This is a genomic window from Achromobacter sp. UBA4530 (assembly GCF_002388205.1).
Classification (GTDB): Bacteria; Pseudomonadota; Gammaproteobacteria; order Burkholderiales; family Burkholderiaceae_B; genus Achromobacter; species Achromobacter animicus.
The window spans coordinates 45,166-70,505 of record NZ_DGMA01000007.1; the positions used below are offsets into that span (position 1 = coordinate 45,166).

The following is a 25,340-nucleotide window of genomic DNA, read 5'->3' on the forward strand; positions in this document are numbered from 1 at the left end:
GTGCGCCAGGACTGCTGCGGGTCAACACAATGGCGTGAGCAGCGGCTCGTCGGCGTATAGACGTTCCGTGTTATCCAGGAACATCTGCACCATTGCCTGCATGGCCTCGGGCGACCACCCGGCAACGTGCGGCGTCAACACCACGTTGTGCAGATCAGCAAGGCCCACAGGCAATTGCGGTTCGCCTTCATAAACATCCAGCGCAGCACCCGCAATCGTCTGCTCGCGCAGCGCGCATTCCAGAGCGGCGGTGTCCACCACGCTGCCGCGCGCGATGTTGATCAGATATCCATTCGCTCCCAGATGCGAAAGGACGCCAGCATCGATCAGGTGGAAGGTCGCGTCGCCCCCGGGGATGGCGACCAGCAGCACGTCAGACCATTGCGCCAATTCTTCCAGCGTTGAAAAGTAGCGATGCGCCGAACCCGTGCGTGGACGGCGGTTGTGGTATCCGATCTGCATTTCGAATGCCTGCGCCCGCAATGCCACTTTTTCGCCGATTCCCCCAAGGCCGACAATGCCCAGCTTCTTGCCAGACACGTTGGGAGGCAGCGGCAGCTGGGTGCGCCACACGCCTTGCCGCGTAAGCTGGTCCAGACGCGGAATGCCACGGATAACCGCGATCATCAGGCCCATGGCGTGGTCGGCGACACAACTGTCGTTGGTGCCGGCCCCGTTGGCGACCTTGATGCCGCGCTGCCTGGCGTGATTCAGGTCGATTTTTTCGTAACCGGCGCCCATCGAATACACCAACTTCAAATTGGGCAAGGCGTCCATCTGCTCCGCCGTCAAGCCAATGGCGCCGATGGTCATCACCACCTCAACGCGCGAGGCGTGGTCGGCAATGGCCTGCGCGTACTGCTCTGGCGTCGGCGTGAAGATGACTTCGAAGTGGCGGGCGATCTGGTCGCGGTCGGACTGCGTGACCGGATTCATGATGATGAGTAGAGGCTTTGGGGAAGACATGCGGGAAGTGGAATCCATATCAAATTTCGGTGTGCCGTGCGACCAGGCCGACGCGCACATTGCTCAAGTGGGCTTGCATCGCAGCCCGCGCGGCTTCCGGATTGCGGTTCACAATAGCCTGCAGGACGGCAATGTGCTCGTCGCAGCCAGGGATCAGCCGCTCCGGCGCGCCATTCTGGTCAAAACATCGCGCCTTGATGCGCAGGTCGTGGATGGCCTGCGCCATCAGCCGGTTGCCGCTAGCCCGGGCGATGCTGTCGTGCAGCAGGTTGTCGACACGATGATTCTCTTCGTGAGTGGCGTGTTGCCGGCGCCGGATCTCTTCGACCTGCTGGAGCAGGGCAGCAGCCTCAGCCGGGGGCATGCGGGTCGCGGCCGCGGCGGCCGCATCGCCTTCCAGCAACACGCGCATCTGGAAGATTTCCAGGTACTGGCGTAGCGACGGTTCCGGTACGATCAGTTGGCCGCGGGCGGTGCGAACCGCAAAGCCCGCGCCGATCAGCCGGCTCATCGCTTCGCGCAGCGGCGTGCGCGATACGCCTAGCGCGCTGGCGAGCGTGCGCTCCTGCAGCGGCCGGTTGATGGGCAATTTGCCGAGCTGGATCATGTCCAGCATGGTCGAATAGGCCTCTTCGACCAGGTCTCGCGCGTCGGCGGGGGAGGCCGCGGCCGCCTGCCGAAGCTGGAGCGAGGAGGGTTCCATGGCGTGCGTGATCGACATGTGGTTCAGGGAAAGAGTAGGGGGAAGATGGGAAAGTTCGGATCGGCCCGAAGCGCAGCTTCGCGGTCGCGGATCCAATCCGAATAGTCCCGCCAGCGTTGCACGGCCTGCGCCGGTTCCAGCGGCTCGAAGCGCACCCGCTGGCCCGGCCGCATTTGTGCGAGCCGGGGGAGGTCGGCGGAGATCACGGTTGCGATCTTCGGATACCCGCCGGTGGTCTGGCGGTCGTTCATGGCAATGAGGGGCTGCCCGGCGCCCGGGATCTGGATGCTGCCCGCCGCGATGGGGTCAGTGATGATGTCGGCGCCCTTCGCATGCGCGATGGCCGGGCCTTCCAGGCGCAAACCCATGCGGTCAGACTGAGGCGCCAGGCAATAAGTGGCCCCAAGAAAGCGTTCGATTTCACCCGGTGCAAAGTGGTCCTGCTGCGGGCCGAGCACGATGCCGACGGGCGCGTCCCGGTAAAACCAGCTGGCGTCGCCGGTTGCCAGCCAGCGGCGGGGGGAGCGGCGGCGGCTATCGCCAGTGTCGAGCACGTCGCCGCGAGCCAGCGCACGCCCATCGAGGCCGCCAAGCCGGGCGCGCGTGAGCGTGGACGCGCTGCCCAGGACGGGCGTGACGGCAATGCCGCCACTGACAGCAAGATACCCGCGAACGCCGCGTTCCAAGCGCCCGATCGTCAACGTGGCCCCCGCTGGCAGACGATGGGACTGCCAAGGAGCCAGGGCGCGCGCAGGCAATGCGCCGGTTGCGGCGAGATGCAGCGCGGCAGCACCGGCGAAAGCGATTGCGCAGTCCGCGTCCAGCACCTTCAGCCGGCCGCCCAGCAGGGTGAATTCCAGCGCTGCCGAGTTGGGCGCGTTGCCGACAAGCGCGTTGGCCATGCGCAGCGCACCCGGATCCATGGCGCCCGAGGGCGGCACGCCCATGTGTTCATAACCCACGCGGCCCAGGTCCTGCACCGTGGTCAGCATCCCGGGCGCTTCGACGCGTAACCGGGCGTTCATGGCCGGACTTCCCTTTGTGGCTGCGGACGGCTGGCGGGATCGTCCTGCTGGGCGGCCAGGTGTTCGAACGCGTCGGCGTCGATTGGCGTGAACACGACCTCGTCGCCAGCTTCGAACAAGAAGGGCTGGGCATGGCGCAGATCAAAACTGCGCCAGGGCGTGCGGCCGATCAGGTGCCATCCGCTCGGCCCGGGCACCGAGGCGATGGCGGTCTGCTGCCCGCCGATGTTGACGCTGCCCGCGGGCGTGTGCGCGCGGGGCATGGCGCGGCGGGGCGTGTGCAGCAGGGGATCGAGGCCCCCTAAATACGCGAATCCGGGCAGGAAACCTACCATGTAGACCCGGTAGATGGGCGCCGTGTGGCGCGCGATGAGCTGCGCGGGGTCCAACTGGTGTAGGTCCGCGAGCGCCTGCAGGTCCATCCCGTGGTCGCCGCCATAGCAGACGGGAACCTCCCAGCGGCGTGTAACGGGCATGGGCTCGCCAGCACAGGCGTCAAGGCTGCGTGCGATCAGGTCGCGCACTGCGCCGTGCCCAATCAGGAGCGGATCGAATTCCACCGCCAGCGAGCGGTACGCGGGGACCACACTCGACAAGCCTCGAGTCTTGCGCAAGGCGCTTCGCAGCTTGTGCGCCAGCGCCAGCACCTGTGCGTTCGTGTCGGCGTCGATACGGTCGGCGAACTCGATCAGCAGCGTGCGGTCACCTGCGGGAACGATGCGGGGCACCGGGGATGGCGTGGAGATTGGCGCGGCGGTCATCATGCTGCGTTGGCGAATTCCATGGCGTCAGCCGGATGAAACCCCCATGTCACGGCCTGGCCCGGCGTGCGCTGAGCCGCGTCCTCGTTCAACGGCGCATAGGCCAGGATGATCTTGTCATAGGCTGCGATGAAGACCTTCCAGTGCACGCCGCAGAAGGTCGACGCCACCACTTTTCCGGGATGCCGCTGATCGCCGCCGGCCAGTCGGTTGCCCAGGCGCAGATGTTCAGGTCGCACGCCCAGCACGCCGTCGTTGGCAGGCAGGAAATTGCACTCGCCCAGGAAGCCCGCGACGAAGGCGCTGGCCGGCGTGCGGTACAGGCTCTCCGGTGATCCGGCCTCGACAATGCGGCCCTGTTCCAGGATGACGATGCGATCCGACAGATTCATGGCCTCTTCCTGGTCATGCGTGACAAAGACGACGGTCAGCCCCAATTCCTGGTGCAGCCGGCGCAATTGAAGCTGGATGGACTGGCGCAGGTTCTTGTCCAGCGCGCCCAGCGGCTCATCCATCAGCAGGATGTCCGGGTTGAACACCAGTGCGCGGGCCAGCGCGACGCGCTGCTGCTGACCGCCCGACAGCGCACCCGGCTTGCGGTCCTGAAGGGGAGCGAGGCTCACCAGATCCAGGGCTTCCAGCACGCGGCGGCGGATGTCTCCATCGTTCAAGCGCCGCATGCGCAGCGCAAACGCCACGTTCTCAAACACGCTCATGTGAGGGAAGAGGGCGTAGTTCTGGAACACCATGCCGATGTTGCGATCCGCGATTGGGGTGTGCGTGACGTCGCGTCCCCCGATCGTCACCACGCCCGCATCCGGATGTTCGAATCCGGCAATGATCTTGAGCAGCGTGGTCTTGCCAGAGCCGGACGCGCCCAGCAGCGTGCAGAACTCGCCTCGGGCCACGGCCAGGTCGACCTCGGGCAGGGCGACTGAATCGCCATAGCGCTTGTGGATGCCCGCGAGAGTCAGCGGCTTTCCTTGGCTTTCCGGCGGGCGTTGCGGGAGGATGTCGTTAGCGTTATGCATGTCAGTGTTCCTTCTTTTTGCTGATCAGCAGGTTGGCGAGCAGAATGAGTGCCGTTGCGCCGACCAGTAGGCAGGAGGCGGAGATAACGGTGGGATCGAAGTCGTTGGCCATGCCTTCAAACATCAGTTTTGGGAGGGTGCGGTTGCGTATCGTCGTCAGGAATAGCGCCATGACCACGTCGTCGAAAGAACTGACGAAGGCGAAGACGGCGCCGCCGATCAGGCTGGGGATCAGCGCCGGCAGCATGACCAACCTGAACATCGCGGGCCAGGTGGCGCCCATGCCCAGCGCAGCAAGCTCGAGGCTCGGATCCAGGCTGCGCAGCGCCGCGCGCATGGTGATGTAGACGTACGGCGCGGCCAGCACCGTATGACCAAGGATCACGGCCATGGAGTTCGCGACCCAGCCGACGGGCGCGAACAGGTAGTACAGCGCGACCGCCGTGACGATGGCCGGGACAGACATGGGGACGATGAAGAATGCGTCCAGCCAGCCCTGATGGCGCTTAGCCAATCTGCTGACCCCCAAGGCTGCTGCAGTGCCCAGCGCCGTCGCAAGCAGGGTAACGACGATGGCTATCCGAGTGCTGGACGCCAAGGCGGCCAGCCACTTGCCATCGGTAAAGAAGTTCTCGTACCACCGCAGCCCATAGCTGGGTGGCGGAAAGATGGGGAAGTCCGTCGTGCCGAAACTCATCGGGATGACGACGACGATGGGCAGCAGCAGGAATACGGCGCATATCACGCCCAGCACTGCGGATACCCGGCCGCCCGGCGTGCGTCGATAGCCCGTGTGGTTGCTGCCCTTGCCGGAACTGGCGCTGATCAGATTGTTCAGGCCGAACAGCCGGTTGAACAGCCACAGCGATAGCAGCACGGTGGCTAGCAGCACGCCAGCCAGGGCCGACGCCAGCCCCCAGTTCAGCTCTTCCGTGATGTTGTGCGAAATCAGTTCGGCAGCCATGCGCTGGGCAGGCCCGCCCATCAGCGACGGCGTGATGTAGTAGCCGACTGCGTTCATGAAGACGATGATGCCGCCCGCAACGGCGCCGGGACTGGTCAGCGGCAGGATGACTCTGCTGAAGATGCCTGCGGATCCTGCGCCCAGGCCTTGCGCGGCCTGCACCAGACTGCCGTCCAGGGACCGGAACGAGGCATAGAGCGGTAGCACGACAAAGGGCATGAGCACGTGCGTCATGCCCACCATCACACCGGTGAAGTTATAGAGAAATGCCATCGGCTGGTCCAGAATGCCCACTGTCGTCAGCAGCGTGTTCAACGGCCCGTTCTTGCCCAGCAAGGCGATCCACGCCGATGTGCGCACCAGCGCGCTGGACCAGAAGGGGAGCAGCACCGCGAAGAACAGCACGCGCGCCACCGTGGGCGACACGGTCGCCATCAGGTAGGCCAGCGGATAGCTCAACAGCACGCAGGCCAGCGTGACCGCCGCGGCGATCGTGAACGTGTTGACGAGCACGATGCGGTAGATCGGCGTGTCCAGCAGGTGGCGATAGTGGTCCAGCGTCAGTCCGCCGTCCTCTCCCTTGAAACCGTTGCCGAGCAGACCTGCAATCGGGCCGGCAAAGAACAACAGCAGGAAAAGCAGCAGCGGCAGCGCGGCTAGGGCCGCAACGCGGCCGCGCCGGGAGGCGGCGGCCCGGCGCGGTGTGGCGACGGGCAGGGAAAGGGCGTCGGTGCTCGTAGTCATGGCATCTTGGCGCCGGCGCGCACACCGGCGTCTGAGTGAAGAGGCAGAAAGATCAGCGGGCGCGGACCTGGTTGTAGCGTTCGGTGATGGCCGGGCCGTTCGTGTCCCAGAACTCCGAATTCAGGAAGATGCTGTTCTTCAGGCGCTCGGTGGTCGACGGCAGACGCTCCAGGCGTTTGGCGTCGATCAGCGGCAGCGCTTGCTCGGTGGTCGGGCCGTACGCGATGTACTTGCTGAATTCGGCCTGGTGCTTGGGCTGGATCATGTAGTTCAGCAGCTTGATGGCCGCGTCTCGATTGGGCGCGCCCTTGACGATGGCGAAGTAGCCGACCTGGGCGATGCTGTCGCCCCAACCCATGGCGATGGGCAGCCCTGAATCGATGCCTGCCTGGAAGCGGCCGTTCCAGCCCAGCGCCATCACCACTTCGCCGCTGCCCAGCGCGTTGACCGGTTCCGCGCCGCTCTTCCACCAGCGGGCGACGTGCGGCTTGATCTCGTCGATCTTCTTGAAAGCACGATCCAGGCCTTCAGGAGTGGCCAGCACCTTGTACACGTCGGCAGGCGCTACGCCGTCGGCGATCAGCGCCGCTTCGATCACCGTCGCGGGATCGTCCTGGAGGGTGCGCTTGCCAGGAAACTTCTTCACGTCCCAGAAATCGGCGAACGTGCTGGGCTGAGGCTTGCCGGCAGGGAACGCCTGCGTCGAAAAGCCGATGTTGGTGGAGAAGATTTCGGACGGCACGCCGTAATCGTTGCGGGCATTTGCGATGACGTGGTCCTGGTTGACCATGTCCGGCGTGATCTTCTCGAAGACGCCAAGCTTGATGCCGCGTGTGAGGCGGGCGCTGTTCTCAGTCACAACATCCCACGTGATCGACTTGGTGTCGATCATGGCGCGAATCTTCGCGACCTGCGGATCGGTGTCCTCGTGAACCGTAATGCCGGCTTCCTTGGAAAAGGGCTTGAGCCACGCGTCCCGGATGGCGCCTTGGTAGTTGCCTCCCCAGCTTGCGAAATTGAGCTCGGCCGCTTGTGCGGCGCCCGTGGCCATCGCCAGCGCGGCGGCGACAGTGCACGTGACGTTCTTCCATGTGAAATTCATTGCTTGGACTCCGTTCCATAAGAAAAGCGCGGTGGGCAGACTCGCCCCGATCCAGGGCATTTCGCCTCGGCAAGTCCTTGGCATGCAATTTGCATGCCAACGGTATGCCAAACATTCAAACTCGCCTTTTCTCGGAGTCCTTCAGATGCACGATGTAGACCTCAATTCCGACCTGGGAGAGAGCTTCGGCCACTATAAGATCGGTGCCGACGAGGCCATGCTGGATCTCATCACGTCGGCCAACGTTGCCTGCGGTTTTCACGGTGGTGATGCATCCGTGATGCACCAAACCGCAGCATCCGCCCTAAAGCGGGGCATCGACGTGGGCGCCCATCCGGGCTTCAACGACCTCTGGGGATTTGGACGGCGCAAGATCGTCGGCGACAGCCCGCAGGCTATCGGCGACATGCTCGCGTACCAGATCGCCGCAATGCAGGGCATGGCGCGCGCGGCCGGGCATCGCGTGACGCACGTGAAAGTGCACGGCGCATTGGCCACGCTGGCGTTCGAGGACCGCGCGCTTTCCGAGGCGCTGACCTGGGCGATGCGCACGCTCGATCCGGAACTGGTGCTCGTCTGCACGCCGCACAACGAAACCGAGCGCGCGGCGCGCCGGGCGGGCATCCGCGTGGCCTGCGAGGTCTTCGCCGATCGTCTCTATGGCGACAACGGGCTTACACTGCCGCGCAGCGAGCCGGGCGCCGTCATCCACGATCCGGCCGCGGCGGCTGCGCAGGCGCTGCGCATGGTGCGAGAACAGGCAATCCGCACAGTGGGGGGCAGGGTGGTCGAGATGCCGGTGCACACGATCTGCGTGCACGGTGACAACCCGCAAGGCGTGGAGATTGCGCGCGCGGTGCGCGATGCGTTGCTGGAAGAGGGCGTGCGCCTGCGGCCGATTTCGCAGCTGGACTTTCAGTAGGGCGCGTCTTTTTGCGCTTGCCGGATCAGCGTCTTCAGCACGGTCGCGAAACGCTTCGCCGTGTTGGAGAGCGGGCTGCTGGCCGAATGCAGCAGATGAATGGCATGGCTGAGCGCGGGTTCGGTCGCCAGCAGGATGAAGTCTTTGCGGAAGCTGGGGTGATAGCCGAACGACTCGATCAGCGCCACGCCCACCCCCTGGCGGACCAGCGACAGCGCTTCGGGCGTGGAACGTATTTCGATCTGCGGGTGCACTGACGCCGCTCCCGAATGGAGGAACCGGCTGGCCAGACGTCCGAACGGCGTGTCTGCGCCATAGCCAATAAGCAGATGGCCTTGCAGGTCTTCGGACCGCAACCGGCTGCGCACCGCCAGCGGATGACCGCGCGGCACTGCGCACCCTAGCCACCCTTGGCCGATCTCCTCGCTGACGATATTGGCGTTCACCGGCGGGGGCATCGAGGCGATACCGAAATCGGCCTGTCCCAGCAACAGGTGCGGCAACAGCGCGTCGAAGGCCAGCGGGCGGTAGCGGATGGGCGTATCGGGATGCCGTTCGCGAAACTTCTGGATCGCGTGCGGGATGAGCCATTCGCTGAAGCTGGGGCTGGAAACGAGGCTTACGGCGCCAGCCGAACCCGCGCCCAGCGCGCCCGCCAGATCGTTGAAGCGATTAACGCGGCCGAAGATCTCTTCGGCCTCGACAAACAGGCGGCGCGCTTCGGGAGTGGGATGCAGACGCCCCTTGACGCGCTCGAACAGCCGGTAGCGCAAACGGTTTTCGGCCGAGGCGAGCAGACGGCTCACGGCGGGTTGCGTCACGGACAGCATGCGACCCGCTTCGCTGAGCGAACCGGTCAGCATCACGGCGTGAAAGACCTCGATCTGACGAAGCGTCAGCGCTCCGGGCGCAGAGGGAAGGGGGCCGGACATAAGGAAGCACTCGTGGTCGGGAACGCGTTGCCGGCCATTTTATGTCGGGGAAGCGCCGCTGCGCGCACACAACGGCTCCGCCATGACCTTTTGCGCGCACCCCATAACTAAATGCACAGTCCCCGCGCCGGTCCGCAAGGCCTGCGTAGCGCACAAAACGCATTGTTTTCAAGGCTTGGCGAGTCCCGGGTGCGAGCGCCGGACGGGTCATTTCGCTGGGCGGGCCGTCTTTGCGCGCCGCCGGCGCCGCGTCATGCTGCGAGCCATATCGCAACCCATCTCAGGATTTTCCATGTCCCGCATCGTCACCGTCGCTGCCGCCCAATTGGGTCCGATCCAACGTTCCGAAGGTCGCGATGTTGCGATCGGCCGCATGATCCGGCTGATGGAGCGCGCGCATCAGCGCGGCGCCCAGGTCGTGGTGTTCCCGGAGCTGGCGCTGACGACCTTCTTTCCCCGCTGGTATTGCGAGGACCTGGACGAGGCCGACGCCTGGTTCGAACCCGGCCTGCCGTCACCCGCCACACAGCCGCTGTTCAATGCCATCAAACGCTTCGGCTTGATGGTTTACCTCGGCTACGCGGAACTGGCGTGGGAACCGGACGAGCTAGGCGTGGTGCGCAAGCGCCGGTTCAACACGTCTGTCGTGATCGCGCCGAACGGCGAAATCGTGTTCAAGTACCGCAAGGTCCATTTGCCCGGCCACGCCGAGTTTGCCGAGCATCGCCAGGTCCAGCATCTGGAAAAGCGCTACTTCGAAGTAGGCAACCTGGGCTTTCCCGTCGTGCGCGCGCCGGTCGCACCCGGTGTCGACGCCAATCTGGGCATGCTGATCTGCAATGACCGGCGCTGGCCGGAAGCCTGGCGCGTGCTAGGCCTGCAACAGGTCGAACTGGTGATGCTGGGCTACAACACGCCCAGCCGGAACCAGGACAATCGCGGCTTCGAGGCGCACCACCTGAGGGTGCTGCATTCGCATCTGTCCATCCAGGCCGGCTGCTACCAGAACGCCACCTTTGCCGCGGCCGTCGCAAAGGCCGGCACCGAGGACGGCCACGAACTGCTGGGCCATTCCATCATCGTCAATCCGCAGGGCGAGATCATCGCGATGGCTGCGACGTGGGACGACGAGCTGATCGTCGCCGACTGCGACCTGGACTTGTGTGAATTGGGCCGCAGCACGGTCTTCAACTTCGCCAAGCATCGCCGGCCCGAAGCCTATAGCCGGCTGATCGAGCAGACCGGCAGCGTCGCGCCCGCCGTCTGGACGCCGTCCGCCTGATGCGTCCCAATTCTTCTCCCTTGCTGGATAGCTCCATGACCGCGATGCCCCTGCCTCTGACCATCGAACACGAAATGCTCGGCACCCTGCGCGTGCCGGTATACGCCGACGTGACCGCCGCCGCCCAGCGGCTGGCGCCCCATGTGCGCCGTACCATGCTGTTGCGCTCGCCCGTCCTTGATGAACTGGCGCAGGCGCCAGTCTGGCTGAAGCTGGAGAACCTCCAGGTGACGGGTTCGTTCAAGGCCCGTGGCGCGTTCAATGCCTTGCTGAACATGGAGCCAGCCCAACGCGAGCGTGGCGTGGTGGCGTATTCGACCGGCAATCACGGCCAGGCTGTCGCGTGGGCCAGCCGCTGCCTGCGCGTTCCCGCCACCATCGTGATGCCGGTCGACGCGCCGGAAAACAAGGTGGAAAAGGCGCTGCGCCATGGCGCCAGGGTCGTGCGCTACGACCGCACACGCGAAAGCCGTGAAGAGATTGGCATGCGTCTCCTGGCCGAAACCGGCGCCACGCTGCTGCCGCCCGGCGACCATCCCGACGTGCTGGCAGCCCAGGGCACGCTGGCGCTGGAAGCCCTGCAGGACCTGCCCGCCGCAGCGCTTGCAAACCTGGGGCTGTTCGCGACGCCGTGCGGCGGCGGAGGCATGGCGGCGGGCTGTTCACTGGTGTTGCGCGAGCTTGCGCCACAAGCCCGGATGGTGGCCGTGGAGCCCCTCGAATTCGACGACACGGTGCGGTCGCTGGCCTCCGGCAAGCGTGAAACCAATCCGGCGGGCGCCAAGACCTTGTGCGACGCGCTGCAGGCTGCGACGCCGGCCGAACTGCCCTATGCGATCAACAGCCGGTCCCTGAGCGCTGCCGTGTCCGTGAGCGACGACGAAGTCGCCGCCGCCATCCGTTTCGCGCTCGAAGAACTGCGCCTGGTGATCGAGCCGGGTGGGGCGGTTGCGCTTGCCGCGTTGCTGGCGGGAAAGCTGTCGGCCGACGGCCGCGATGCGGTCATCGTGCTCTCAGGCGGAAACATCGATCTACCGCTTTTGCGTCAGATCGCCCTGGACTAAGCGCTCGCGCCGCAGTCCGGAACGGCGGGACCCTTTCAGGCCTGCCGAGCAGTAAGGGCGCCCATCAGGCGCCTTGCACAACCCACGCGGGACGCAGAGCCCGCGCGGATACACCTATAACAGTCCAAGGAAGAAAACCATGTCCACGTACCAAAGCAGCGCCAAGCGCTGGCTCGCGGCCGCGAGCGCAGCATTTACCTTGATGGCGGCGTCCGCCGCGCAGGCCGCTTATCCCGAACATCCGGTCACGATCGTCGTGCCGTTCAATACCGGCACCACGCCCGACCTGGTGTCGCGCCTGCTGGCCGCGGAAATGGCCAAGCAGACGGGCGGCAACTTCGTGGTGCAGAACCGCACCGGCGCGTCGGGCATCATCGGCACCCAAGCGGTGGCGAACGCCGCGCCAGATGGCTACACGATTGGGTTTGCCAACGTCGCTACGCTTGCCATCAATCAAAGCCTCTACGCCAAGCTGCAGTACGACGCCGACAAGCAGTTGGCGCCTGTCGCGCTGACGGGCTCCGTGCAGAATCTGCTGGCCGCGCGCCCCGGCTTGAACGTTAAGAGCGTCGCCGATCTGATCGCCATGGCCAAGAAGGACCCGGGCAAGCTGGTCGTCGCCTCGGGCGGCAATGGCACCACCGGGCACCTGAGCGCCGCGATGTTCGGCACGATGGCGGGAGTGGAATTCATGCACGTGCCGTACAAGGGCGGCGTCGAGGCAGACCTGGCCGTGCTGCGCGGCGAAGCCGACCTGGTGTTCGACAACATTTCGTCCATCGCGGGTTTCGTGGAGCAGGGTAAGGTCGTGCCGCTGGCCGTCACCGATCTGCAGCGTGATCCGTCCATGCCCGATCTGGCGACGCTGGATGAGCAGGGACTGAAGGGCTACCGCGCCGTGGCCTGGACCGGCTATGTGGCGCCGGCGGGCACCGATCCGAAGGTTTTGGACTATCTGAACGCCGCCTTCAACAAGGCGTTGCAATCCCCAAACGTGCAAGAGAAGCTCAAGAGCATGGCCTACGTGCCGAACATCGGGCCGCGCCAGCAGCTCTTTGAGCGTGCGCATGCGGAGCGCCCGGTCTGGGCTCAGGTAATCCAGCAAGCCAACGTCAAGATTGACTGAACCTTATGAACGACGAACGCTACGACCTGCTGATCCGTGGAGGCACGGTAATTGATGGAACGGGCGCTGACCGCGTCCGGGCCGATGTGGGCCTGCGCGGCGGCCGGATTGCGGCCGTCGGCGACCTGGATGGCGCCCACGCCGATCAGGTGCTGGAGGCGGGCGGCCGGATCGTGTCGCCCGGCTTCATCGATACGCACACCCACGACGACCGCTACCTCTCGATGGATCCCGGCATGCCCGCCAAGCTGAGCCAGGGCGTCACCACGGTCGTGACCGGCAACTGCGGCATCAGCCAGGCACCGTGGCGTCCGGGTTGGCGAGGCGAGGTGCCGGCGCCGATCAGCCTGCTGGGCAACGAGTTGGCCGACTTCCCGTACGAGACCTTCGGCGCCTACCTGGAAAACCTGGACCGGCATCCGCCCGCCGTGAATGCGGCTTGTCTGGTGGGACACACGTCGCTGCGCGCCGCCGCGATGGCCGACCTGAACCGCCCCGCGACGGCGGCCGAGATCGAACACATGCAGGCCTTGCTTCGCGAAGCCATGGAGAGCGGCGCGATCGGCCTGTCGACCGGCACTGCATATCCGGCGGCCATGCCAGCCACGTTGGATGAACTGATGGCTGTTGCCAGCGTGCTGCGCGAGCATCGCGGGCTTTACGCCAGCCATATCCGCGACGAGGGCGACCGCATCTTCGCCGCGCTGGATGAGGCCTTCGCCGTGGGCGCCGCCGGCGATGCGCCCGTCCTGATCTCGCATCACAAGCTGATCGGTCCACGCAATCATGGCCGCTCGGTTCAAACGCTTGCGCACATCGACAAAGCGGGGCAGGGGCAGAAGGTGGCGCTGGATTGCTATCCCTACGTTGCAGGATCCACCATCCTGCGCAAAGACCGCCTGGCGGTGTCCAGTCGCGTCATCGTGACCAAGTCGGTGCCATATCCCCAGTACGCCGGACGCGATCTGGACGACATCGCGCTCGATATGGGTCTGAGCCCGGAGGACGCGGTCGATGCGCTGCAGCCGGCTGGCGCGATCTACTTCATCATGGACGAGACGGACGTCCAGCGCATCCTGGCGTACCCGGGCACCATGATCGGCTCGGACGGCATGCCGCACGATCCCGCGCCGCACCCGCGCCTGTGGGGCACGTTCCCGCGGGTCCTGGGCCATTACTGCCGCGACATCGGATTGTTCACGCTGGAGCAGGCCGTGCACAAGATGACGGACAAGCCCGCCGCTTACTTCCGCCTGCCGCAACGCGGCCGCATCGCGGTGGACTACGCGGCCGATCTCGTCGTTTTCGATGCAGACACCATCGCCGACACCGCAACCTGGTCGTCGCCGACGAGCCAGGCAGTGGGCATTGACTACGTGCTGGTCAACGGCAGCGTTGCGTGGCAGGCGGGAGTCGCCACTGGATCGCGCCGTGGCAAGGTGATTCGGCCGGGCCGCTGAGCACGCATGACCGGCGACTTGACCGGCTGATTGCACCGGGACAAAGTGGGCCACGGGAAGATCTCTCCTGGCCCTAATCAATTACGCATAATGTGTATTATGTAAAGTACTAAATAGGCGTTTTTGTCACGCCACCACGCCGCCATCAGATAAGATGCGCGCCAAGCCTCCCAACCCATCCCCATCCAGACTCCATGACCCCGCGCGTCGCCATCATCGAAACCATGGAGAACACGCAGCTCGGCCTTCTGCTGAGCGCGCTGAATGAAGCCCAGGCCGACATCACCTGGTTCCGCGTCTATCGCGACGGTCTTGGCGACATTGCCCTTGACGACTTCGACGCCCTGATCGTTCCCGGCGGCTGGCCGAGTGCGCAGGACGATGATCTTTATCCTTACCTGCCCAAACTGGTCGCGCTGATGCGCACATTTGGCGACGCCGGCAAGTCCGTGCTGGGCATCTGCTTAGGTGCGCAGGTGCTGGCCCGCGCCTACGGCGCCGACAACCTGTTGGGAGTGGCGCGGGAGTTCTCCTGGACGCCGCTGACCGTGACGGACGATGGGCGCGCCGATCCGCTGTTTGCCGAATTGCATGGCGGCTTCACCAGTTTCCAGTGGCACGTCGACACCTACACCCTGCCCCCGTCCGCCCTCCTTCTGGCCCGATCCGAAATGGTCCAGAATCAGTGTTTCCGCCTGGGACGGGCAACTTACGGCATGCAATTCCACTTTGAAGCCAGTGGCGACGTGGTTCACGACTGGACGCGCGGCAATCCCGAGCGGGTCAATCGCATTGCGCCGGGCTGGCTGGAGACCCAGGCGGCCGAGGACCGGGCCCGCTTTGCCGCCGACTCGACACCGGCCCGAACAAAAAAGGCGATGCCAGGTTTCCCGGCATCGCCTTTTTGCTTTCACCGAGGGTCAGCGCTTCTTCGACGCCTCGTATTTCGCCTTGTTGGCTTCGTTCGGCGGGTACAGGCCCGGCAGCACGGCGCCATTGTTGACCTCGTCCATGATCCAGCCTTCAAAACGTTCCTGCTCGACGGCGGCGTCAACCACGTCGGCCAGCAGCGCGGCCGGGATGACGACGGCGCCGTCCTGGTCGGCAACGATCACGTCATCGGGAAAAACGGCCACGCCGCCGCAGGCGACGGGCTGCTGCCAATCCACGAACGTCAGGCCGGCCACCGACGGAGGCGCCGCCGCCCCGCTCGCCCAGACGGGCAGCTTGGTGCCCAGCACACCGGCCAGATCGCGCACGACGCCGTCGGTCACCAAGCCTGCAACGCCGCGCTTGGCCATGCGGGCGCACAGGATGTCGCCCCAGATGCCGGCGTCTTTCACGCCCATGGCGTCGACCACCGCGATGCAGCCAGAGGGCATCTGCTCGATCGCGCCGCGGCTGGATTTGGGCGAGGACCATGATTCTGGCGTGGCCAGGTCTTCGCGGGCCGGCACGAAGCGCACCGTGAACGCGCGGCCGACGATGCGTTCGAGGCCTTGCGCCAACGGGAAGGCGCCGCGGATCCAAACGTTGCGCAGCCCTTTCTTGAGCAGAATCGTGGTCAGTGTTGCCGTCGTGACGCCGGACAGCGCCTTGAAATGAACCTCGTCCGAAACGGTCATGGGTTTTTCTCCCTGTGAAATCAGAATGGGCGCTCAGCGCGCCCGAGTTCGATGCGGCAGATGCCTTAAACCAGATCCCGCGCGCGCGCGTCGCGCTTGCCCAGGCGCGCCAACAGATGATCGACCTCGGTCCGCGCCTGGTTGGTCAGCGCAGCACCCGGCCGGCGTTGCGCCGCACTGGTCAGGATGCCCCGGCGCATCATCACGTATTTGCGCACGGCCAGGCCGACACCCGGCTGCTGTTCGTAGCGCAGCAGCGGCAGGTGCGCATCGAACAGATCATGCGCCTCTTCGGTCCTGCCCTCGCCTACCCATTTGACGAAGTCGCACAGCATGTCCGGAAAGCAGTATCCGGTGTTGGCGCCGTCGGCGCCGCGCGCCATTTCGTAGTCCAGGAACAGGCCGTTGTTGCCGCACAGGATCGAGATATGCCGCATGGAGCCTTCGGCTTCAAAGCGGCGCAGCGCCGAGATCTTCTCCAGGCCCGGCCAGTCTTCGTGCTTGAGCATGACGCACGAAGCCAGATCGGTCACGATCCGCCGGATGACCGTGGGCGCCATCTGCACCGAGAACGTCAGCGGATAGTCCTGCAACACAAACGGAACGTCGTCGCCAATGGCCTCCACCGCCTGGTGGTAGTAGTTGACGATCTGATCGTCGGTGCGCAAGGTGTTGGGCGGCGCGATCATGACGCCGGCCGCGCCGCGGTCCATCACCTCGCGCGTGAGCGAACGCATGGAGGCGAAGCCGGGCGCGGACACGCCCACCACGATGGGAATGCCCTGCGATTTGCCGATCACCTGCGAAGCGATTTCCAGGGATTCCGCGAAGTCCAGTTTGGGCGCTTCGCCCAGTTGGCCCAATACGGTCAGGCCGGTCGAGCCGCAAGCCAGATAGAACTCCATCATGCGGTCGATCGAGGCGTGGTCGACGGAACCATCGTCAAAGAACGGCGTCGGGGCGATGGGATATACGCCTTTCGCGTCAGCAGTCAGTTTCATGGTCTGTTTCTTCAAGAAGTGGGTTGAGTCAGGCGTCAGGCCTTAGATGCTTGCGATGAGGCCGCCGTCCACCCGGATCGTCGATCCGGTGATGTAGCTGGCCCGCGCGCTGGCCAGAAACGCAACTGCATCGCCGTATTCCTGCGGGTCACCGTAACGGCCCACCGGAATGGCGCTGGTGCTTTCGCGGCTGACGTCCTCTACGCTGCGCCCTTCGCGCTTGGCCCGGGCTTCGTCCAGAAAAGAGATGCGCGCCGTCGCAATGCGGCCCGGCAGCACGATGTTCGACGTGACGCCGTCCTTGCCCACTTCGCGCGCCAGCGTCTTGGACCACCCCACCAGCGACATGCGCAGCGCGTTGGAGATGCCCAGATTCGGAATCGGCGCGATCACGCCCGACGAAGTGCTGGTGATGATGCGGCCCCACTGCCGTTCCCGCATGCCCGGCAGGATGCGATCAGTCAGCTTGATGACGGACAGCACCATGCCTTCAAAATGCTCGCGCCAAAGATCGGCTTGCTGCCCGAAAGACGGCGTGGGCGGCGGGCCGCCGGTGTTGTTGACCAGGATATCGACAGGACCCACGTTGGCCTCGATCCACGCCACCTGGCTGTCAAAGGCGTCCAGTGCACGCAGATCCCATTGCAGGGCAAAGGCAGACAGGCCCTGAGCCTTGATGCCGTCGGCGGTGGCCGTTGCGGCGTCAAGGTTCAGATCGGCGACGACCACCTTGGCGCCTTCGCGCGCCAGCGACTGTGCAATGGCGCTGCCCAGGCCACCGCCGCCGCCCAACACCAGCGCCGTCTTGTCTTTGATACCCAAATCCATCTTTACCTCCGTACGTAAAAAGCGTGATCAGTCAGCGATGAGCGCTGGCAGGCCTATCTTGACCGCGTCGCGCCACCCTGCGCCTGATGGATCGCAAGGTGAACCATGTAGACCTCATTTTCTTGCCAAAGCGCGTCGCGGAAAAACGGAAAATTGTTGGATAGATCATTCGTTTTATGAATGATTTGCCAGTTGCAACGTATGCGTCTCCCAGCGTGAAAACTGTCAACGCGGGCAATTCCGCTATATTGGGGCCACCATTTTCATGCACGAATTGAATGAACCCGCGCCGCCTCACCCCCTCCATGTCCCTGCTGTTGGCCTTTGAAGCCAGCGCCCGTCATCTGAGCTTTACGCGAGCGGCTACCGAGCTTGCGCTGACGCAAAGCGCGGTTAGCCGGCAGGTGCAGGCGCTGGAGGATCTTCTGGAAGTCGCGCTCTTTCGCCGGGAAAAGCGGCGGATTGTGCTGACCGAGGCGGGCACGGGATACCAGAAAGAACTGGCCGCCGCCCTGCAGCGCATCCGCAGCGCATCGCTTCAGGCGATCTCGCACCGCACTGGCCGAGGCGCCTTCCACCTGGCCGCGTTGCCCACGTTTACGGCCAAGTGGCTGATGCCCAGGCTGCACCGCTTCTATGCGCGCCATCCCGGCATTCTGGTTCACCTGCATTCACGCGTGACGCGCTTCGACCTGGATCTGGCCGGCATCGACGCCGTCATTGCCGTGGGCGATGGCGACTGGCCGGGACTGGTCCCGCATCGGCTGATGAATGAACACGTCATCCCGGTCATCAGCCCCGACATCGCCGCGCGCCAGACCATCCGCAGGCCCGCAGACCTCATCCAGCACGTGCTGCTGCAAGTCGCGGCCCGGCCGGCCGTGTGGCAACGCTGGTTCGAAGCCCACGGCCTGCCCGTGCGCTCGATGCGCTGGGGCGCGCAGTTTGAACTGACAACGCACCTGATCCAGGCGGTGGCGTCGGGCTTGGGCGTGGGGCTGTTGCCGACCTTCCTGGTGGAGGATGAGTTACGGCAAGGCGTGCTGGCGCCCGCATTGGATGAGGAATTCAGCACGGGCGCGGGATACTTTTTCCTTGCGTCGCCAGACAAGTTGGCCATCCCGGCGGTGGCGGCGTTTCGGGATTGGTTGCTGGATGAGAGCGCGGGGGGTGAATTCCCGCGTTGATCTCAAGCGGGCCGCATCCGCGTTCACCACTATTCAACAGTTCAACAATCGTTGTATTATCCGGCGCATGAATGAAGAACATGCCGTGCTCGCCCTCGCCGCCTTGGCCCATTCCCAACGCCTGCGCGTATTCCGCGCCCTGGTCGTCGCCGGACAAGAAGGCCTGACCCCCAGCGTGCTTGCCGACCAGCTTGCCGTGGCGCGCAACACGTTGTCATTCCATCTGAAAGAGCTGGCGCATGCGGGACTGGTCTCCATCGAACAGCAAGGCCGCAACCTGATCTACCGCGCCGACTTTTCCCGCATGAACGGCCTGCTGGGCTATTTGACCGAGCACTGCTGCGCGGGCGCGCCTTGCGCAGTCACCGATCGCGGCGCGTGTGAATCCTGCTGACCCAGCCCCCCTACCTACCGCCCTTCTCTCCTGCAACCCATGCCCTCCACCGCACCCGCCGCACGTCTGGCGCCCCAGCGCCCTTCCATGAGCGTCTTCGAGCGCTATCTCACCTTGTGGGTCGTTCTCTGTATCGTCCTGGGCGTGACATTGGGCCAGGCGGCCCCCGGCGTGTTCCAGGCCATCGGTCGCATGGAAGTCGCCCAGGTAAATTTGCCGGTCGGCATTCTGATCTGGGTGATGATCATCCCGATGCTGCTGAAGGTGGACTTTGGCGCGCTGGATCAGGTCAAGCAACACTGGCGTGGTATCGGCGTGACGCTGTTCATCAATTGGGCAGTCAAGCCGTTCTCCATGGCCTTTCTGGGCTGGCTGTTCATCCGCCACCTTTTCGCCGCCTGGCTGCCGGCCGACGAGCTCGACAGCTACATCGCGGGTCTGATCCTGCTTGCCGCCGCCCCGTGCACGGCAATGGTGTTCGTCTGGAGCCGGCTGACGGGCGGGGATCCGGTTTTCACGCTATCTCAGGTGGCGTTGAACGACACGATCATGGTGTTTGCCTTCGCCCCGGTGGTTGGACTGCTGCTCGGCCTGTCCGCCATCAGCGTGCCGTGGGACACGTTGCTGGTTTCCGTTGGGCTGTACATCGTGGTGCCGGTCATCCTGGCACAGGTGTGGCGCCGCGCGTTGCTGCGGCGCAGTCAGGCGGCGTTCGATGCCGCGTTAGCGCGGATCGGTCCGTTCTCGATGGCCGCCCTGCTGCTGACGCTGGTCCTGCTGTTCGCGTTTCAGGGCGAAGCCATCATCGGGCAGCCCTTGGTGATAGCGATGCTGGCGGTGCCCATTCTGATCCAGGTGTTCTTCAATTCCGGCCTGGCGTACTGGCTCAACCGGCGCGTCGGTGAAAAGCACAGCATCGCGTGCCCGTCCGCGCTGATCGGCGCGTCCAACTTCTTCGAACTCGCGGTCGCAGCTGCGATCAGCCTGTTTGGCTTTCAGTCCGGGGCGGCGCTGGCAACGGTGGTCGGCGTGCTGATCGAGGTCCCCGTCATGCTGCTCGTCGTGCGGATCGTGAATCGGAGCAAGGGCTGGTACGAAGCCGGCGCCGCGCGCAACTGACGCTGCGATGGCCATCGGACATGCCATGAGTTCGATCACGATCAATCACAACCCTGCTTGCGGAACCTCCCGCAAAGTCCTTGCGCTCATTCGCAACAGCGGCGAAGCCCCCACCATCGTCTGGCCCGGACGATAGGCGCCGCCGCCCTCCGCTGCGGATCACTGCCAATCCTGCGCGTAGATCCGCTTCCACTCCTTCTCCATATCGACAACCGTCCATCCATTGGCCCGCGCCGCGTCCAGGGCCTTGTCCAGACGGCCGACGCTCGAATCCCGGTCGTAGGCCCATTCGCGCTTGGCGTCGGTGTGGTGAACGATGCCGCCAAAGCGCTTGCCCGGCCCGGCGGTGGTCCATTGCAGCATCTGCAGGTCGCCGTCCGAGTTGCCGAAGGCCAGTATGGGACGCTTGCCGATGTGACGCTGGATGGCCACCGGTTTGCCGGGGCCGTCGTCGTTGAAGTCCAGCTTCGGCAACCGCATCAGCGCGTACCCGTCGCCGCTTGCCACGAATTCGCTGCCGAACGCCGTGCCGATGACCTGTTCCGGCGGGATGCCGTAGGCCTTCTGCGTCCAGGCCCGCATGAACTCGGTTTCGCCGCCCGACACGATGTAGGTCTTGAAGCCGCGCGCGCGCAGGTAATCCAGCAGCTCCCGCATCGGCACGTACGTCATGCTGTCGTACGGCAGTTTGGTGCGCGGATGGCGCGCGGTTTGCAGCCACTGATCGACGCGCTGCGTGAACTGCGCGACGGGCATGCCGGTGTTGGTCGCCAACACGATTTCCATCATGCCGCGCTCGCCGGACTTGGCCACCGCGGCATGATCGTTCTGCAGCACCGCCATGAACGGCTGACGCGTGGCCCAGTCCGGATGCGATGGCGCCAGCGCGTGGACCTCGTCCATCGAGAACATCACCTGGAAGTAGATCGGCTTTTCGCTCCACAGCGTGCCGTCGTTGTCGAACACGGCGATACGATCTTCCTCGGGCACGAAGTCCGGGCTGCCCGGTTCGGTGACTGCCTTCACGAACGCGACGATGGCCACACGGGATGGCCCGTCGGTCCAGGACGCCAGCTCCGCCTGCTTCTGGCGGTCGGACGCGGCGCAGCCGGCCAGCAGGCACACGATGCAGAGCCACATCCAGGCCAGCCGCCGCATGGAGCGATATTGAATCGAAGCTTGCATGACGATCTCCCGAGCGCGCGCATGGCGCGGTGGTGACATCCTTTGATCGATTTCCTCTATCCGCGCCCCGCACGGCGAACGGGCATCAACGGCTGGCGATGCTGTCTTGAGACGCCTGCGCCGCCTTCCACTGCTGCGGTGTCATGACGGTGCGAAAGCCGATATGCGACATGGGGTTGAGCGGATCCGTGCCGCGCCGCGCGCTGGCGCGGTAACTGATGCAATACGTGTCGCTGCAAAGAAAGGATCCGCCGCGGGTCACGCGCTTGGGCGCCGACACGGGCGTGCCGCCGTCGTCGGGATCAAAGCTGTCGGCGGGTCCGGCCGGGTCCTGCGGCGGCTGGCGGTACTGCGCCTGAAACTTGAAGGCATCCGCGCGATACCAGTCCGACGTCCATTGCCAGACGTTCCCCGCCATGTCGTACAGGCCATAGCCGTTGGGGGCGAAGCTGCCTACCGGCGTGGTGCCTACCTGCACCTTTTCATCCTTGACGACGGGAAACGGCTGCGGCTGCCGGGTGTCCCAGATGTTGGCCATCGCCTTGCCCTGCGGCAGCAGCTCGTTGCCCCACGTATACGTAGCCTGCTCCAGGCCGCCCCGGGCAGCGAATTCCCACTCGGCCTCCGTCGGCAGCCGCTTGCCCGCCCACGTGGCGTAGGCTTGCGCATCTGCGTAAGACACCTGCACGACCGGGTGATCGTCCTTGCCGTCGATGTTGCTGCCCGGCCCCTCGGGGTGCCGCCAGTTTGCGCCCGGAACAAAGCGCCACCAGCGCGAATAGTCGCGCAGCGACACCTCGGTCTCCGTGCCGGTGAACACCATGGCGCCCGCCAGCAAGGCGCTATCGTCCGGACGCAGCGTACCAGTCGGAAGCTGGACACGCAGGTCTTCCCAGCGCGGCTTCTGCTCGGCGGTCGTCACATAGCCGGTCGCCTCGACGAAACGGCGGAACTGCGCGTTGGTGACGTCGTGCACGTCCATCCAGAACCCGCTGACGCGCACTTTGTGCGCCGGGCGCTCGTTCGGCTGGGACATCTGGTGGTCGTTGCCCATCAAGAATTCGTTGCCGGGTATCCAGGCCATCGCCGCCGGTCCCTGCTTGCCGTCTCCCAACGTGATGACGTGCGGCCCCGCCGGTGGCGCGGAGACCACGACATACGCGCCGATCGCGCCTGTCGCGCCCAGTATTGCCACCAACGCCAACCCGATCTTCGCGTGCTTTTTCATGCGCGTTCTCCTTGAAGAGAATCCTTTCGCGATGCAGGCGTATCTTTTGATGCCGTTACAGCGCCGCAGCCCGCGAGGCCAGCTTGCGGTTGCCCTCGCTGTTGGGCTTGAGACTCATGCGTTCGGCGGTCAGCACCTTCGCAAGCGACCGCGCGCCACCACGCAGCGCCGCCTCGACCAGCGTCAGCGCCAACACGTCGCGCTGGGCGTGGCTGCCGCCGAACCGGTGCGCAATCAGGCGCACGTCGCGCAACAGATCCGCGGCCAATGCGTAGTCTTCGCGCGTGAAGGCCACCAGCGCGTGCGCCACCGGCAGCCCCACGTCGCGCGTCATCATCGCGTTGGTCCCGGCGCCCTGCGCGGCGGCTTCCATGGATTCGATCAGCGACTGCGCCGCTGCCCCGTCGCCGGCGCCCAGGTAGGCCATCAGGGCATGCACATCGTTGAAGGCGTAGTAGCCCGTGCCGCCGCGCGCCTGCCAGACTTCGGCAAGCTGCCGCCACCGCCAATCGACATCGATCCCACGCAGCAACAGGCGCCACAGCATGGCCGACGCGTCGATCAGGTCAAGCACCTGCCCGGTGGATGTTTCGCGCAGCCGGTCGTCGTACATGGCAAGCACTTCGGCGATGTCCTCGCGGTCGAGGTGGAACAGGGCCAGGTGCCACCAGTTGTGGATGGACAGCATGTTGTCGCTGGACCAGTCGTCGCGCCGGCCGTTCAGCCAGGCAATGCCCTCGTCCACCCTGCCCTGCATTTCCAGCACATGAGCCACCGCGTGCACGGCCCACGGATCGCGGGGGTTCAGGTCCAGCGCGCGGCGGCCCTGGGCCTCCGCTGCGGCATAGAGATTGGTCTCTTCCAGCCCGAAGGCGTGCATGCCCAGCACGTAGCCGTAGTCGGGCATCTTGCAGGTCCACGCGGGCAGAATGCCGGCCACGCGGTCGCGCAACATGGCCGAGCGGCCAAGCAGGAAGTCGCCGATGTGGCCCACCTGCAGCGCCAGGGTGTCGTGCGGGTAATCCGCAAGGATGTCAGCGTAGCGCCGCAACGCGGTAGAGAAATTGCCGTCGAGCCAGGCGCGCGCCGCCGCCGTATGACGGCGCTCGCGATCATTGGCGATATCGACGAGTGCTTCGGCAGCCTCAACGCTTTCGCGTAGCAGCGGTTCGACGCACTTGTCGCTGGCGGTGATCATCATGCCTGCGCGCAGCAGGTGGCCCATGACGAAGACGGGGTCTTCGGAAAGCGCCCCGTCGATGATGCCCAAGGGATCGCCGTAGTAGCCGTGGAACAAGCTTTGCGCCTGTTCGTATGCGGCCATCGACGCCGGTTCATCGCTGGAAACGGGATTGCCCCGCACATCGCTCAGCGCCATGGTGATCTCCCAAAGGGCCGGCCCGCGACGGGCTTCGGAAATATAAGCACGGATGCCGTGTGCCGGCAAAACGCAACTGCGCTAGTGCGACTGCACCGGATTCGCGGGTATGGGCATACGCCTGCGCTTACGGTAGCCGCGGCGTCACGGGCGGGAAGACGGCGGATCAACCATGGCCTGGCGTTGCGACACCAGCAACGCGTCGCTCTGGTCAATGCGTATCGTGCCGATTCGTGGAAATTCAAAGTCGATGATGATGTACAGCGCCGCGGTCATGACCAGCGCGTAGATCAGCTCGTGCAGTAGCGTCCCCCGCTGCGTTGCGGCCAGCTTCACGCCCACCAGGCCGGCGCAGATCAGCGCAAGAAACCCCAGGAAAACGTAGGCCGCCATGGGCGGATGCACCTTCTGGGCGGCGACAAGCGCGGTCGCCGCATCGAACATGTCATTCACTGCCTGCACGTACGAGGCCGCCAGCGGCGGCGCAACATCGTCCCGCGCCGCCCCGACGGAGGCCCGCCAGATGTCCATTTGCAGCGCGCTGGCCTTGGCCGCAATTCCGGTCCGCGCATCCAGATCGGCGACATGGCGTTCATAAAGGATCCGTTGATCGACGTAGTGGCGAAATTGCGCCCGCAGCGCCGGCTGCGCAGCGGGAGGCAGCAGATCAACCCGCAGCCATGCCGTGCCGATGGCGTTGACTTCCTGGATCAAGAGATCGCGCCGGTCCGACATACGCTGCGCCGCGCCCGAGAACGTAAACGCGACCAGCAGCCCCAGCAGCGCAAACACCGATGCCTCGATCGCCGCCACCCCTGCCCCGCCGTTCTCCTCAAGTTTTCTGCCCAATCGCTTGCCCAATGCGATAGCGCCAAACAGCGCCACAAAGAACGCCGCCGCCAAGCCTGCCAGGAGAAACGAGTAGTCCATGGGAACCTCGCGTGTGCAATTACCGGAGGAACGTGCGAGCGGTACGCTGGCGCGTCCGGAACGCATCAACGATAAGAGCAACGCGCGCGGGCTGGCAATCGCGCAAGCGCAGCCAACGCGTGATACAGCCGTGCCGGTCCGTGTTGACCAATGCGGCGCACGCATGCAAGCGCATTGCAGAATCTCGTTGACAGGCGGGAAAGGAAGATGAAAATTATTGCAGTTCAAATCCCGCGGACGATGCATGCCGGACTGCAAGTCCCGGAGTCTGCGTTCCGGACTACGCGTCCCGGACTGCGCGTCCCGGATTGAACACCCCCAAGTACGTAGGCCAATGTGAACCGCACGGTTTGCAGCTTCGTGCGGTTGATTTCACTCTCACA

Annotated in this window: 23 protein-coding genes and 2 pseudogenes; 10 read left to right on the top strand and 15 right to left on the bottom strand. The window is 65.0% G+C overall.

Translation table 11 applies throughout. The features are described from left to right. Positions 1-21: 21 nt before the first annotated feature. From B2W22_RS04610 to B2W22_RS04640, 7 genes are read right to left on the bottom strand one after another with little or no spacing between them, the layout of a single operon-like run. Positions 22-984 (bottom strand): 2-hydroxyacid dehydrogenase, encoded by a 963-nt coding sequence (locus B2W22_RS04610; RefSeq protein WP_254594866.1) that lies wholly within the window; start codon positions 982-984, stop codon positions 22-24. Between the two features lies 1 nt (position 985). Further along, entirely contained in the window at positions 986-1,687 is a 702-nt protein-coding gene (locus tag B2W22_RS04615; RefSeq protein ID WP_175121504.1) for a GntR family transcriptional regulator, read from the bottom strand. A gap of 5 nt (positions 1,688-1,692) precedes the next feature. After that, the gene (locus B2W22_RS04620; RefSeq protein ID WP_286936377.1) at positions 1,693-2,694 is read right to left on the bottom strand and encodes a biotin-dependent carboxyltransferase family protein; all 1,002 of its coding nucleotides are present in this window, start codon (positions 2,692-2,694) and stop codon (positions 1,693-1,695) included. Beyond that, positions 2,691-3,455 carry a 5-oxoprolinase subunit PxpB gene (gene pxpB, locus B2W22_RS04625; RefSeq protein WP_286936379.1) on the bottom strand — a complete coding sequence of 255 codons (765 nt, stop codon included), beginning with the start codon at positions 3,453-3,455 and terminating at the stop codon, positions 2,691-2,693. The genes B2W22_RS04620 and pxpB overlap by 4 nt, the downstream gene beginning before the upstream one ends. Continuing rightward, entirely contained in the window at positions 3,455-4,486 is a 1,032-nt protein-coding gene (locus B2W22_RS04630; protein WP_286936381.1) for an ABC transporter ATP-binding protein, read from the bottom strand. Before B2W22_RS04630 ends, pxpB begins: the two co-directional genes overlap by 1 nt. Before the next feature lies 1 nt (position 4,487). Next, on the bottom strand, positions 4,488-6,194 hold the full coding sequence (locus B2W22_RS04635) for an ABC transporter permease subunit (protein WP_286936382.1): 1,707 nt from the start codon (positions 6,192-6,194) through the stop codon (positions 4,488-4,490). Positions 6,195-6,246: 52 nt separating this feature from the next. Further along, positions 6,247-7,296, bottom strand: coding sequence for an ABC transporter substrate-binding protein (locus tag B2W22_RS04640; protein ID WP_286936383.1), 1,050 nt, complete (start codon positions 7,294-7,296; stop codon positions 6,247-6,249). 82 nt (positions 7,297-7,378) lie between these two features. On the opposite strand from B2W22_RS04640, the gene B2W22_RS04645 reads away from it, so the two are divergent. Next, the gene (locus tag B2W22_RS04645; RefSeq protein WP_286936385.1) at positions 7,379-8,218 is read left to right on the top strand and encodes a LamB/YcsF family protein; all 840 of its coding nucleotides are present in this window, start codon (positions 7,379-7,381) and stop codon (positions 8,216-8,218) included. Here the strand turns inward: B2W22_RS04645 and B2W22_RS04650 are convergent. Further along, complete coding sequence (locus B2W22_RS04650) at positions 8,212-9,150, bottom strand: LysR family transcriptional regulator (protein WP_286936389.1); 939 nt, start codon at positions 9,148-9,150, stop codon at positions 8,212-8,214. The two genes, B2W22_RS04645 and B2W22_RS04650, sit on opposite strands and share 7 nt — an antisense overlap. Before the next feature lie 292 nt (positions 9,151-9,442). On the opposite strand from B2W22_RS04650, the gene B2W22_RS04655 reads away from it, so the two are divergent. The 5 genes and pseudogenes from B2W22_RS04655 to B2W22_RS04675 form a co-directional block, all read left to right on the top strand. Then, a complete protein-coding gene (locus B2W22_RS04655; protein ID WP_286936390.1) occupies positions 9,443-10,432 on the top strand; it encodes an N-carbamoyl-D-amino-acid hydrolase in 990 nt (329 codons plus the stop codon). A gap of 35 nt (positions 10,433-10,467) precedes the next feature. Beyond that, entirely contained in the window at positions 10,468-11,496 is a 1,029-nt protein-coding gene (locus B2W22_RS04660) for a threonine ammonia-lyase (RefSeq protein ID WP_286936391.1), read from the top strand. Between the two features lie 139 nt (positions 11,497-11,635). Further along, positions 11,636-12,622, top strand: coding sequence for a Bug family tripartite tricarboxylate transporter substrate binding protein (locus B2W22_RS04665; RefSeq protein ID WP_286936393.1), 987 nt, complete (start codon positions 11,636-11,638; stop codon positions 12,620-12,622). A 5-nt stretch (positions 12,623-12,627) separates the two neighbouring features. Further along, entirely contained in the window at positions 12,628-14,082 is a 1,455-nt protein-coding gene (locus B2W22_RS04670; RefSeq protein WP_286936395.1) for an N-acyl-D-amino-acid deacylase family protein, read from the top strand. Positions 14,083-14,306: 224 nt separating this feature from the next. Beyond that, positions 14,307-14,810 (top strand): annotated as a pseudogene (locus B2W22_RS04675) (type 1 glutamine amidotransferase); the annotation flags it as partial. A gap of 192 nt (positions 14,811-15,002) precedes the next feature. Here B2W22_RS04675 and B2W22_RS04680 read toward each other — a convergent pair. The 3 genes from B2W22_RS04680 to B2W22_RS04690 form a co-directional block, all read right to left on the bottom strand. Then, a complete protein-coding gene (locus tag B2W22_RS04680; protein WP_175121516.1) occupies positions 15,003-15,707 on the bottom strand; it encodes a ribonuclease activity regulator RraA in 705 nt (234 codons plus the stop codon). A 65-nt stretch (positions 15,708-15,772) separates the two neighbouring features. Next, complete coding sequence (locus B2W22_RS04685; protein ID WP_286936397.1) at positions 15,773-16,708, bottom strand: dihydrodipicolinate synthase family protein; 936 nt, start codon at positions 16,706-16,708, stop codon at positions 15,773-15,775. Between the two features lie 42 nt (positions 16,709-16,750). Next, entirely contained in the window at positions 16,751-17,536 is a 786-nt protein-coding gene (locus B2W22_RS04690) for an SDR family oxidoreductase (RefSeq protein ID WP_286936399.1), read from the bottom strand. A gap of 278 nt (positions 17,537-17,814) precedes the next feature. On the opposite strand from B2W22_RS04690, the gene B2W22_RS04695 reads away from it, so the two are divergent. The 4 genes and pseudogenes from B2W22_RS04695 to B2W22_RS04710 form a co-directional block, all read left to right on the top strand. Next, a complete protein-coding gene (locus B2W22_RS04695) occupies positions 17,815-18,723 on the top strand; it encodes a LysR substrate-binding domain-containing protein (protein ID WP_286896269.1) in 909 nt (302 codons plus the stop codon). Between the two features lie 67 nt (positions 18,724-18,790). Next, positions 18,791-19,117, top strand: a complete 327-nt coding sequence (locus B2W22_RS04700; RefSeq protein WP_175121987.1) for an ArsR/SmtB family transcription factor — start codon at positions 18,791-18,793, stop codon at positions 19,115-19,117. 39 nt (positions 19,118-19,156) lie between these two features. Next, on the top strand, positions 19,157-20,236 hold the full coding sequence (gene arsB, locus B2W22_RS04705) for an ACR3 family arsenite efflux transporter (protein WP_286936401.1): 1,080 nt from the start codon (positions 19,157-19,159) through the stop codon (positions 20,234-20,236). Positions 20,237-20,261: 25 nt separating this feature from the next. After that, a pseudogene (locus B2W22_RS04710) lies at positions 20,262-20,357 on the top strand (arsenate reductase); the annotation flags it as partial. 38 nt (positions 20,358-20,395) lie between these two features. Here the strand turns inward: B2W22_RS04710 and B2W22_RS04715 are convergent. The 4 genes from B2W22_RS04715 to B2W22_RS04730 form a co-directional block, all read right to left on the bottom strand. After that, positions 20,396-21,394, bottom strand: a complete 999-nt coding sequence (locus B2W22_RS04715) for an HAD family hydrolase (RefSeq protein WP_175136783.1) — start codon at positions 21,392-21,394, stop codon at positions 20,396-20,398. A 112-nt stretch (positions 21,395-21,506) separates the two neighbouring features. Then, on the bottom strand, positions 21,507-22,649 hold the full coding sequence (locus tag B2W22_RS04720) for a formylglycine-generating enzyme family protein (protein WP_286936402.1): 1,143 nt from the start codon (positions 22,647-22,649) through the stop codon (positions 21,507-21,509). 55 nt (positions 22,650-22,704) lie between these two features. Continuing rightward, a complete protein-coding gene (locus B2W22_RS04725; protein WP_286936403.1) occupies positions 22,705-24,027 on the bottom strand; it encodes a tetratricopeptide repeat protein in 1,323 nt (440 codons plus the stop codon). Between the two features lie 144 nt (positions 24,028-24,171). After that, the gene (locus B2W22_RS04730; protein ID WP_349679448.1) at positions 24,172-25,215 is read right to left on the bottom strand and encodes a hypothetical protein; all 1,044 of its coding nucleotides are present in this window, start codon (positions 25,213-25,215) and stop codon (positions 24,172-24,174) included. Between the last annotated feature and the right edge of the window lie 125 nt (positions 25,216-25,340).